Source organism: Clostridium sp., from assembly GCF_016650095.1.
Lineage (GTDB): Bacteria > Bacillota > Clostridia > Clostridiales > Clostridiaceae > Clostridium_AD.
Window position 1 is genome coordinate 1 of the sequence record NZ_JAENWL010000137.1, and the last position, 8,470, is coordinate 8,470.

Consider the following 8,470-nt stretch of genomic DNA (forward strand, 5'->3'; position numbering starts at 1 on the left):
CCCGCTGCTACCACCATAGTTGTTTTGAATCCTAATACTGTCTCGTATAAAGGTAATATAACAAAATAATTTAATATTGCTGCAAAAAGTGACATACAAACTACTCCTGTTAACAATCCAGCAATAGCTCCACCTTTACTTTTTCTAACTTTATATATATGTCCAGATACGAATACTAAAACTCCGCCTACAAGAAAATTTGCTAGCTCCCCTACAAATGCTGTTTTTGTTGCTAACGCTCCATGCAATATATTTTTAAAGAGTTCAATAGTTACACCTGCTACTGGCCCTAATGCAAAAGCACCGAGTAGTGCTGGTAGGTCGCTAATATCAATTTTTAAAAACTCCGGAAACATTGGAAGTGGTAATTCAATATACATCAAAAGAAAAGCCATAACTGATAAAAGTGAAATTTTGATTAGTTTAATAAGTTTTTCGTCTCTCATTTTTATACCCCCTAATTAAATATACCTTCTAGGGATGGACATTACAAAAGCCCCGACACAGAATTATGTCAGGGCGAATTTATATATATCACATCTTCTTTCATCCAGACTATACTGTCGGCTTCGGAATCTAACCGAATCAGCCTTACGGCTCGCGGGCTTTACCGCCGGTGGGGAATTACGCCCCGCCCTGAAGATTATTAAATTTTATTTTTATAACTTAATTATATATACTTTCTATAAAAAAAGCAACATAATCATTATTGATTTTTCATTGATAGTGATATTCTTTTTCTTTTCTCATCTACTTCTATCACACTAACCTCTACTATATCTCCAACCTTAACCACATCTAGTGGATGTTTTACAAATTTATCTGATAGCTGGCTTATATGTACTAACCCATCCTGATGAACTCCGATATCAACAAAAGCTCCAAAGTCAGATACATTTCTAACCGTACCCATTAGTTTCATTCCTGGCTTAAGATGATTCATTTGAACTACACCTGTTTTGAGTATTGGTTTCGGCAATTCTTCTCTTGGATCTCTACCAGGCTTTTTAATCTCTTTAATAATATCTCTAAGAGTTGGTACTCCTATTTCTAGTTTTTCAGCGAGTTCATTTAGATTAATATCTTTTATCCTCTCATCTAAATCTTTAAAATTTAAAGATTTAAGATCTTCCTTTGAATACGTAAGCAAACCCAATAACTCTTTTGCAGCGGTATAAGACTCAGGATGAACTGAAGTATTATCTAAAAACTCTTTGCTCTCCATAACTCTTAAAAAACCAGCACATTGCTCATATGCTTTTGCACCTAGTCTTTTTACTTTTAATAATTCTTTTCTAGCTATAAACTTTCCATTTTCTTCTCTATATGCTACGATGTTTTTAGCTATAGCCGCATTTATTCCGGATATATAACCCAATAAAGAAGGTGTTGCAATATTAAGATCCACACCAACCGCATTAACACAATCTTCAACTACACCTTTTAAAGATTCATCAAGTTTTTTAGGTGTTACATCATGTTGATATTGTCCAACGCCAATAGCTTTAGGATCAATTTTTACAAGTTCCACTAATGGATCTTGAAGTCTTCGACCAATAGAAATAGCTCCACGAATTGATACATCTATATCTGGATATTCTTTAGATGCAAGTTCTGACGCCGAATATACTGATGCTCCTGCTTCTGAAACTATAACATAATATAAATCTCTTGAGCATTCTTCTTTAAGTTCTTTAATAATTTGAGCGAGTATTTCTTCAGACTCACGACTAGCAGTTCCATTTCCTAAAGATACAACTTCTACATTATGTTTCTTTACTAGTTCTTTAATAATACTTATAGATTTTTGAACACCGTCTTTGCTGCCTGCAGTAGCGTATACAGTAGCTATATCTAGAAGCTTACCAGTGTCATCAAGCACAGCTATTTTGCACCCCGTTCTAAACCCAGGGTCAAACCCAAGCACTACCTTTCCTTTTATAGGCGACTGCATTAAAAGAGCCTTTAAATTAGCTTTGAATATGTCTATTGCCCCGATTTCACCTTTTTCTGTGAGCTCTGACCTTATTTCCCTTTCAATTGATGGAAATATAAGTCTTTTTATAGAGTCAACTATACTGAGCTCTATATACTTATCAGTTTCATTATTTCCTTTTAAACATTTAGCTCTTAAGTACTCAGTAATCTTATCATTATCAGCTTTAATTTTCACAGAAAGCACCTTGCTATTTTCGCCTCTATTTATAGCTAGAATTCTATGTGGAGGAATAGATTTAACCCCTTCTTTATACTCATAATACATTTCAAATGGAGTAGTATCATCTGAACTTCCTTTTGTTTCGACGTTACCTTGATTATGCACGAGCGCCCTAATCCATTTTCTATAATCAGCTTCATCTGAAATCATTTCACTAATAATATCTCCTGCGCCTTGAAGTGCATCCGAAGAACTTTTCACTTCTTTTTCTTCATTTATGAACTTCTCTGCATATTCATTTATATCACCTTTAAACTCCCCCTCAAGAATAATTTCAGCAAGAGGTTTAAGTCCCTTTTCCATTGCAATAATAGCTCTAGTTCTTTTTTTAGGCTTAAAGGGTCTATATATATCCTCGATTTCTGTAAGCGTTTCACATTTTTTTACCGACTTCTCAATTTCCTCCGTTAGCTTTTCTTGTTCTCCAATAAGACGTATTACATCTGTTTTTCTTTCTTCTAAATTTCTAAGATACATAAGCCTCTCTGTGAAATTTCTAAGTACTATATCATCAAGTCCACCTGTTCTCTCTTTTCTATATCTAGCTATAAAAGGAACTGTATTCCCTTCATTTAATAATTCAATCACACTTTCCGACTGTTGCCTAGTTATTCCAAATTCTTTAATTAATCTAATCTGTATATCTTCCATATTTATCTAGCTATTTCTATAAGCACATTCAAATAAATAGGATCCATATTTCCAATCTATTTATTTTATATACTTAATAGCTAATCCTCCTCACATAATTTATATTTTAAAATTAACATATTTAATCATACCCCGAATTCTATCCTCATATCTATATAAAAGATAGAAATTTATAGGAGTACTAAATGAAAAAATTAATATGTTCTTGTTTTTTAACCTTTTGTATTTTATTATTTTTTTATAGCTCACATATGTATTATACCCTATATAGATTCAATCCTACAAATGTATACCAAAATATAAAATATATCTCTTCGGACCAATTTAAAGGTAGATTACCTGGCACTTTGGAAAATCAAGAAATAGCTACCTATATTAATAATGAATTCAAAAATAACGGATTAAAACCTTATAAAGGTAAAGAATTTCAAAGCTTTAAAGTACTTTACCCTAAGAAAATTAAAGATATTCCATATTTAAGGGTAACGGGTAAAGATGGTAATATAGTAAAAGATTTTGTTTATAGTAAAGATTTTAAAGAAGATATGTTAAACTTTAAAACAAATCATTTAACCTTTGACAAAAGTAATATTAAGGCATTAAAAGATAACTTTCTTCAGATTAATACCGCTGATGGCCCCTTCATATTGTTTGTTCCAAGTGGCAATGATTTATCCTTTAGAAGTTCCTTTATGTATGATTCCAAGTATAACATGTATATTATGGTTACTAAGGAAACTCTTGTAGCGCTTAAAGATTTATTAAACAAGGATAACACAGTTGATTGTTTTATTCCTATGGAGGTCGCGCAAACTAGTATAAATAACGTTATGGGATATTTAGAAGGCAAGGACACCTCTGCTCCACCAATAATTATTTCTGCACACTTTGACCATTTAGGTACAGATTTAAATGGTACTATATACAATGGCGCTCTAGATAATGCGTCTGGTCTTTCCTTCATGCTAGAAATGAGTAAGTATTTAACATCCCTTGACAAGCCATCACGAAGCATTCTTTTCTTAGGGTTTAATGCAGAAGAATTTGGGTGCTTAGGTTCGAATGCATTTATTTCAAAATATAAAGATGATATAAAAGATAGTAAAGTATTTAATTTCGACATGATAGGAAGTAATAATGCCGTTCCCTTATGCATCATGGGCGGAAAAAAAGACACCGCTAATACACCTTTGATAAAAACAGTTTCAAGCACTTGCAAAACCGAGAAAATTTTTTTCAATTATCTTTTTGAAGATGCTAGTGACCACGAAGGCTTCAGGCGCCAAAATATCGAGGCTATAACTTTTTGTGACAATGATATGACTCGAATACACACCCCACTGGACACTTATGAGAATATAAGTTTAGATTCTATAGAAAGATGTTATGATGTAGCATCTAAGCAAATCGTAAAATATACTTTTAAAGATAATTTCATTATTATATATTATAACGAATGTTTTTTTATTTCTATACTCGGGGTCCTAATATTCTCCATACTTTATAAGAAGAATAGAAAAAATAATTCCTCGCATCTATAAGGGACATTCAAGTAAAACACCTATATCCACTAGAATATAGGTGCTTTACTATTTATTACTACATTTTAATATATAGGCTGGGGGTATATTCCTATACTCCTTATTTACATTTATTACCTCAAAATATTTATTTATATATTGTTTCATAAACAGTGTATACTGAAAAGTTATAAACTTTCCACCTTTATTAAGAATACATTTTGTTTTTGTTAATATAGCTGCTGATACATTCTTAGGTAAGCTTGCAAATGGAAGCCCCGATACGACATAGTCAACGTATGGCATATTGCAGTCTTTCAAATACGTATCCACGTTTTCAGCAGAACCATGAATGACATATAAATTACTTTCATCCTTATATCTTTCCATGAGTGAAGTAAAAAATTCAAAATTAAATTCTATAAGTAAAATGACAGTGTCTTTGTTTCTCCCATTAATAAGTTTATCAGTAAATACACCTGTACCTGGACCATATTCTACTATGTACTTTGCACTTCCAAAATCAATATCACCTATCATTTTTTCAGCAAGATGTTTTGAACTTGGCATTATTGCACCTACTGTCCTTGGCTTTGTTATATATTGCAATAAAAACAATATACTTTTCATATTTGAAACCCCCTATGTTTATCGTATATATCTTAATACATAATATTATAACATATATTAGGAACTCTTTCAGAAGAAAACGATTAAATATAGATGCTTTGAGCAAAGATGTATTTGTCTTTTTGTTGAATGCTTGTATTCATTTTGTTATACTAATATTAGTAAAAGTTGATATTATTAAGATATTTATAGGTATTATTGATTTTTATTAATACTTACAATTGGTAGGTGAAAATAATGTCAGAATCTCGTATAACAAAAAAAGCTCTTGCCATATCAATTAAAAAACTAATGGAGACAATTCCATTAGCTAAGTTATCAATTCATGAAATTGTGGATGACTGTGGCATTAACAGACAAACCTTTTATTATCATTTCAAGGATAAATTTGATCTTGTGAACTGGATTTACTATACTGAGGCTATAGAAAATTTGGATGATTGCAGAAACTATGCACACTGGACTAATGGCATGTATAAAACTTTAGTATATTTTATGAATAATAAGTTATTTTATATTAATGCTCTTAATACGCCAGGTCAAAATGCATTTGACGAGTATCTTTTTAAAGAAACCTATGATCTTATTATTGGAGTGGTAAACGATATTTCCTCGGGAATAGAAGTATCAGTCCCTGATAAAAACTTTATTGCGGACTTTTATACCCATGCCTTTGTAGGTATTACAGTACAATGGATAAAAAATAGCATGAAAGAATCGCCAAATACAATTGTTGGTAAATTAAATGATATGGTTGAGGGAACTATGCTGGTCGCTTTGACAAGGTATGCTACTTCTAACAAAGAAAACCAAATATAGCTATTTTATAAAGTATTAAAAGATTGTATCAACTTCATTTTTTTAAAGTGGGTGATGACTTGGATTTAATTATAGCTCTTATTATTACATTTGTACTTTTAGTTTTAAGTGTTTTTAAAGGCATATTTCAAAGTCATATCAGTTGCCATATCGCTTTTACATGTTTATATAGTCATTGTGTTTACTTTGATATCTTCAATCTTACTCAAATCCTGTTTTAAAGCAGATATCTCTTCTTCTTCACCACTAAGTTGCAACAAAATTAAACCTCTCTCCGCACATAACTCTTTAGAAGTTTCATGTAGTCCTAGTCTCATGCTAATAATACAACCATGTTTTGTTAGAATTTCTTGTAAGTTTGGAGCAAACCTATTTCTTACCTCTAAAGTAATAGCCATAATTGTTGTATTCATATATAAATCCTCCTAATTTTTTTTACATACTCTAATTAATAAAGTTATGTTTTGTAAATTCAATTGGATATGAAATATTAACGCATTTATTATTATTTGACTAAAATTGTTTTTTATACTAACTCTAATTAGACATTATCAAATTCTAAATTGTAACCATTCTGTTAATTATTAAATAATACAAACCTTTTTAATCAATATAATGGTAAAAATTGAATTAATATTCACAATTATGAATATTACAATTAATAACTTATAAGCTGTATAGCTTTTATCCAAATCTGGTTATACATTTATAAGCATAAACATTCAAAAGTTTTTTTTTGAATGTTTATACATTAATTTTATTGTTATACACTATAAATTAAAATATTGTGAATATATATACACATAATCTTAGTTATTTAATTTCAAACATAGATATGTATAGTATTTTTGCGAAAATTAGAGCTTAAGAGAATAATATGCTGTTATATTGGCAACAATGCTAATAATCACTATATATGTGTAATTTCAGTTAAATATTGGGTTTTCATTATGAAATCCTGTACTTTATAATGACTACATAGATAAATTGAATAGGGGGAACAAATTAAATGGAATCATTTATAAATGTAACTTCTGAAATAGGAAAACTTAATAAAGTAATGCTACATAGACCCGGAAGAGAAATAGAAAATTTAGTACCAGAACTTCTTGAAAGATTACTCTTTGATGATATTCCTTATTTAGAAGTTGCGAGAAAAGAGCATGATATTTTCGCACAAATATTAAAGAAAAATGATGTGGAGGTTCTATATTTAGAAGAACTCGTTACTGAAGCTTTGAATGAAGATAATACAAAAAAGATATTCTTACAACAATTTTTGAAAGAAAGTCACATTAGTAATAAAGAGATATACGAATCGCTTTATTCTTATTTGATGGCGAAACCTACAAGCGAAATGATTGATATACTTATGGCCGGAGTTAGAAAAAAAGAGATAGCAGTTAGAGAAATTCATTCTCTAAGAGGGTTAATAGGAACCCAGTACCCTTTCTACTTAGATCCTATGCCTAACCTTTACTTTACTCGCGATCCAGGTGCTTCAATTGGAAATGGTATTACTATAAATACTATGCAAACTGAAGCAAGAAGACGGGAAACTATGTTCCTTAAGTTTATACATGAATACCATAGTTCCTTTAAAAAATATGAAGTTCCGCTTTGGTATGATAGAAACCTTCCCAATAATATTGAAGGTGGAGACGAGCTCATATTATCTTCCACAACTCTTGCAATAGGATGTAGCCAACGAACTTCACCTGAGGCTATAGAAGTGGTAGCAAGAAATTTATTTGAAAAACATATTTCTTTCCAAAAAGTATTAGTATTGGAAATCCCAGTTTGCAGAGCATTTATGCATCTTGATACTGTGTTTACTATGGTTGATTATGATAAATTTACAATACACCCTGCCATAGAAGGACCTCTTAATGTTTTTGAAATTACAAAAGGCGCCAATGGAGAATTAAATATTAAACATGAGAAAGATATATTACAAAATATATTAAAGTCAGCATTAGGCGTACCTTCAGTTGAGTTAATAAGATGCGGTGGTGGCGACTCTATTGTAGCTGCAAGAGAACAATGGAATGATGGATCGAATACTCTTGCTATTGCACCTGGAAAAGTTATAACTTATGAGCGAAATTATGTGACTAATGAAATTTTATCAAAAAAGGGTATAACGGTGCTCACAATGCCAAGTGCTGAACTTTCAAGAGGACGAGGCGGCCCAAGATGTATGAGTATGCCACTTAATAGAGATAACTTATAAAAATAACAATATAGAAACACCAATATTAGGAGGAATTTATTATGTTTAACTTAAGAAACAGGAGCAAAAATCACTATTACAGATAACGTTTCTGCAGGAGTTAAAAATGCAGATGTAATCTACACAGACGTATGGGTTTCTATAGGCGAAGCAGACGAAGTTTGGGCATCTAGAATAGACCTATTAAGACCTTACCAAGTAAATATGGAAATGCTTAATAAGGCAGGTAATAAAAACGTTAAATTCATGCACTGTCTACCAGCTTTTCATGATTTAAAGACTATCGTAGGAAAAGAAATATTTGAAAAATATGGTCTTGAAGGTCTTGAAGTTACAGATGAAGTATTTGAAAGTGAACATTCTATAGTATTTGATGAAGCAGAAAACAGAATGCATACA

7 protein-coding genes, 1 pseudogene and 1 riboswitch are annotated in these 8,470 nt (G+C 31.0%); of the genes and pseudogenes, 4 read left to right on the forward strand and 4 right to left on the reverse strand.

Features of this window, described 5'->3' with window-relative positions; genetic code table 11:
- The coding region (locus tag JJE11_RS09670) for an ECF transporter S component (RefSeq protein WP_291634992.1) at positions 1–446 on the reverse strand (446 nt) is incomplete at its 3' end.
- Positions 447–534: 88 nt separating this feature from the next.
- A riboswitch (FMN riboswitch) is annotated at positions 535–648 on the reverse strand.
- Positions 649–706: 58 nt separating this feature from the next.
- Complete coding sequence (locus tag JJE11_RS09675) at positions 707–2,869, reverse strand: Tex family protein (RefSeq protein ID WP_291634994.1); 2,163 nt, start codon at positions 2,867–2,869, stop codon at positions 707–709.
- Positions 2,870–3,216: 347 nt separating this feature from the next.
- On the opposite strand from JJE11_RS09675, the gene JJE11_RS09680 reads away from it, so the two are divergent.
- Positions 3,217–4,410: a M28 family metallopeptidase gene (locus JJE11_RS09680; RefSeq protein WP_291634996.1), complete on the forward strand. Its 1,194-nt coding sequence runs from the start codon at positions 3,217–3,219 to the stop codon at positions 4,408–4,410.
- A 48-nt stretch (positions 4,411–4,458) separates the two neighbouring features.
- Here the strand turns inward: JJE11_RS09680 and JJE11_RS09685 are convergent, their stop codons facing one another.
- Positions 4,459–5,019: an rRNA adenine N-6-methyltransferase family protein gene (locus JJE11_RS09685; protein WP_291634998.1), complete on the reverse strand. Its 561-nt coding sequence runs from the start codon at positions 5,017–5,019 to the stop codon at positions 4,459–4,461.
- 237 nt (positions 5,020–5,256) lie between these two features.
- Between JJE11_RS09685 and dhaS the strand changes: the two genes are divergently transcribed.
- Positions 5,257–5,838 carry a dihydroxyacetone kinase transcriptional activator DhaS gene (gene dhaS, locus JJE11_RS09690; RefSeq protein WP_291635000.1) on the forward strand — a complete coding sequence of 194 codons (582 nt, stop codon included), beginning with the start codon at positions 5,257–5,259 and terminating at the stop codon, positions 5,836–5,838.
- A 164-nt stretch (positions 5,839–6,002) separates the two neighbouring features.
- Here dhaS and JJE11_RS09695 read toward each other — a convergent pair whose 3' ends face one another.
- Positions 6,003–6,251 carry a hypothetical protein gene (locus JJE11_RS09695; RefSeq protein ID WP_291635002.1) on the reverse strand — a complete coding sequence of 83 codons (249 nt, stop codon included), beginning with the start codon at positions 6,249–6,251 and terminating at the stop codon, positions 6,003–6,005.
- Positions 6,252–6,847: 596 nt separating this feature from the next.
- On the opposite strand from JJE11_RS09695, the gene arcA reads away from it, so the two are divergent.
- Both arcA and JJE11_RS09705 read left to right on the forward strand, forming a co-directional pair.
- Positions 6,848–8,071: an arginine deiminase gene (gene arcA / locus JJE11_RS09700; protein ID WP_291635004.1), complete on the forward strand. Its 1,224-nt coding sequence runs from the start codon at positions 6,848–6,850 to the stop codon at positions 8,069–8,071.
- 54 nt (positions 8,072–8,125) lie between these two features.
- Positions 8,126–8,470, forward strand: a pseudogene (locus tag JJE11_RS09705) (ornithine carbamoyltransferase subunit F); the annotation flags it as partial.